Annotated in this window: 2 protein-coding genes and 1 pseudogene; 1 reads left to right on the top strand and 2 read right to left on the bottom strand. The window is 43.9% G+C overall.

The window, feature by feature from the left end; translation table 11 throughout:
• A pseudogene (locus PN447_RS11150) lies at nt 1-670 on the top strand (hypothetical protein); the annotation flags it as partial.
• Between the two features lie 25 nt (nt 671-695).
• Here the strand turns inward: PN447_RS11150 and PN447_RS11145 are convergent.
• Both PN447_RS11145 and PN447_RS11140 read right to left on the bottom strand, forming a co-directional pair.
• Nucleotides 696-1,619 carry a DUF928 domain-containing protein gene (locus PN447_RS11145; protein WP_271763089.1) on the bottom strand — a complete coding sequence of 308 codons (924 nt, stop codon included), beginning with the start codon at nt 1,617-1,619 and terminating at the stop codon, nt 696-698.
• Between the two features lie 170 nt (nt 1,620-1,789).
• Nucleotides 1,790-2,992, bottom strand: a complete 1,203-nt coding sequence (locus PN447_RS11140) for a phosphoglycerate kinase (protein WP_271763088.1) — start codon at nt 2,990-2,992, stop codon at nt 1,790-1,792.
• Nucleotides 2,993-3,405: the final 413 nt, after the last annotated feature.

Genomic DNA, 3,405 nt, shown 5'->3' with positions numbered 1-3,405 from the left:
TCAAGGCTCGACAATTACCGCCAACACTGCTAGTGGAGAGGGTGGTAATATTACCCTCAACATCACAGACACCATCCGTCAACGGGACAAGAGCAATATTTCCGCCAGCGCCGGCGGTACTGGCAATGGTGGTAACATTACAGTTAATACCAGTTTTCTCCTCAGTAGAGACAGTGATCTTACTGCCGATGCCTTTGCGGGAAAAGGGGGAAATATTAACATCACCGCCCAGAGAATCTTTCAGGATACACAGAGTAAAATTACTGCTAGTTCCCAACTGGGTATTGATGGTGTTATAGAAACTAATACCCCGGAGGTTGACCCGAGTCAGGGATTAATTGAATTGTCTGAAAACGTCGTTGACCCCAATGCTTTAATTGCTAAAAATGCTTGTATACAATGGGGACAAAGTGAATTTACAGTCCGAGGTAAGGGGGGTTTACCTGGTTCCCCAGAACAAATACATAGTAGTAGCGAGGTGGAAGTGAGTTTAATTGCTCCCACCCTGGAGGAATCATCGGCTGTGGTCAGTCCTGTATCTATGATGACTCGAAGAGTTATACCCGCCCAGGGATGGGTAGTTAATGCTCAAGGAGATGTGGTTTTAGTGGCTGCTCCTATGGCAAATCACCCCCACCGACTTGATCCTGCTACGGCATATTGTCGGTAAATTTGATATTCCCTGGGTTTCCTGATCATGGTGACTCTGAAGGTGCTTTTGTCAACCCCACTGATGTCAACAATTCCACCCAATACTGATTAATCTGGGGATCATTGGGGCGTTGACGGTGTAAATCAGCTAAAATACTGACAAAATTTTCCCACAGTCCAGCGGTGGCATAAAGCATTGCCTGATCTAAGGGTTCCGTGGTTTGTTGCACCTGATAGTAAAGATTAGGATCTTTGACTACCTCAATCTTACCTTTTAAGTACAAATCTGAAGGACTAGAAGAATCACAAATAATGGAAAGTTTCCAAGTATATACACGGTCTGCTGTTAATGGTGCTTCACTAGTAGGTATATTGATACTCACAATACCTGCTTTGGTACCACCCTCAAAGGTCTTTCTATACAGGTTTTGGGGTGTTTTATCATCCCTGAGCATAAATTCCAGTTCTTGTATTGCTGTGGTAGTTTCAGGAATGTAGAACCAGAATTGGGGATGCTCGGATGTGGTTCGCTGCTTTCCATCTTGTTCGTTAGCGGGGATGAGGGAAACAGGAAACTGCTCATCCGGGAAACATTTTTCCTCCTCATTTGTAGTCCTTTGATCTGCTGGACGTGTACCTCCAACAGTGGTTCTGCTAGGCCTGCCTTCCGGGAATATAATTACATTGCCACCGGGTTGAATATAAGCTTCAATATTCCTGATGGCTTCTGCGGCTTGGCGATCGTCTGGACGTGCTGCTAATGCTTGCTGGAAATATATTAAAGCTTGGCGATATTCCCTGTCAGCAATTTTTGCATAACCAACTTGCATATATTCGTCATAGGTTGAACTTGTGCGAACTATGTGTCCGGGTTGATGTGTTGCTAAGACTGGAGTCTGACCGATAACACTTAGGGGTAAACAGAAGCAGCTAGTGAATAGAAAGTGTAGCCAAAGTTGATATTTCATAAAAGAATTACTGGCACAGTTTGAGTACTTTTGAGTAGTTTACTGCCAAGCTACAGCAACCCTTGACAGGGGAAATTCTACGTTAAAATACTTAATTACTATCTTAGCTTATATGAAAGGTGACAGTGAACAGCCTTGAGGCTGTTCACTCCTGACTGCTAACTAACTACTTAAGCTTCGTCTAGAGCCGCAATACCAGGTAAGATTTTACCTTCTAACAACTCCAAGCTAGCCCCCCCACCGGTGGAGATGTGGCTCATTTGATCAGCTAAACCAACCTTTTCCACAGCGGCCACTGAGTCACCACCACCGATGATTGTGGTTGTACCAGTTTTACCGATTTCTGCGAGAGTATGAGCGATCGCTTCTGTACCAGTTGCAAATTTATCAAACTCAAACACACCCATAGGGCCGTTCCAAATCACGGTTTTACAATCAGCCAAAGCTGCTTGGAAAACTTTCACCGAATCTGGCCCAATATCCAAACCCATACCATCAGCAGGAATATTTTCAATACTGACAGTTGTTGCATTCGCATCGGGGGCGAACTTATCTGCTGAGACGATATCTGTAGGTAACAAGAAGGTAACGCCCCGTTCTTTAGCTTTAGCTTCCAAAGTCTTCGCCAATTCCAATTTATCTTCTTCTACCAAAGACTTACCAACACTTAAACCCCGGGCTTTATAGAAGGTGAAAATCATCCCACCACCGATGATCAGCTTATCGCATTTTTCCAGGAGAGTTTCAATCACACCTATTTTGCTGGAAACCTTGGAACCGCCAATAATTGCCGCCAAAGGACGTTGGGGATCTTCAATAGCACTCTGTAAGTACTGTAGTTCCTTCTCGATCAAATATCCCCCCACAGAAGGACTCAAGTAGTGAGTTACGCCTTCAGTGGAAGCGTGGGCGCGGTGTGCAGTACCAAAAGCATCATTCACATAAAAATCAGCATTAGCTGCCAGTTTTTTGGCAAATTCTGGGTCGTTTTTCTCTTCTTCCTTGTAGAAGCGGACATTTTCGAGTAGCAGAACTTGTCCATTTTGTAAAGCTGCAACTTGAGCAGCAACCGCATCACCGATACAGTCATCAGTTTTGACAACTTCTTGACCTAGCAATTCCGAGAGACGTTTAGCAACTGGGGTTAAACGCAGCTTGTCATCCACACCCTTGGGACGACCAAAATGGCTAGATAGAATTACCTTAGCTCCCTTCTGGGTCAAATCTTGGATAGTGGGCAAAGCAGCGCGAATGCGAGTATCATCTGTGATGTTGCCTTGGTCATCGACAGGGACGTTAAAATCAACCCGTACTAAGGCACGTTTACCTGATATATCACTTGCAGACAAATTTGCTAAAGTTTTTTTCGACATTATGATACACTCTCCTGATTAGGCTTTTGTTATTGTTTTGAAAGTGGAACCATCAAGATTTTACGAGCAAGCAGTGATGCGTAAATCCCCCGTTATTTATGCAGGGCATATTAAGCTAATGACTGATTTGATTCTGTCGTGAAATGCTAAAATTATCATAGCGGTAAAGGGTACACTTAAAAAGCGTGCGATTCAGAACTGCGAGGGCGGTAGGTGAGTTCCAAGGTGTTAACTTGTGGACTCGCAGAGGCGGACTTCTGCGGAGTGAAGCAAGAGCTAGTCCTAAGCTGACTATTTTATAGACAAAACTATACTTATGTTGACAAGAATTGACATAAGTGAGTTAAGAAAATCGCCCACTTGATATATAATCCTACGATATCAAGTATTGAATTAAGACTATTGCCAACGCG

Origin of the sequence: Anabaena sp. CS-542/02 (assembly GCF_028331085.1) — a bacterium.
Lineage (GTDB): Bacteria > Cyanobacteriota > Cyanobacteriia > Cyanobacteriales > Nostocaceae > Anabaenopsis > Anabaenopsis arnoldii.
The sequence above is the reverse complement of the archived record's forward strand: the minus strand, read 5'-3'. Positions and strand labels throughout refer to the sequence as shown.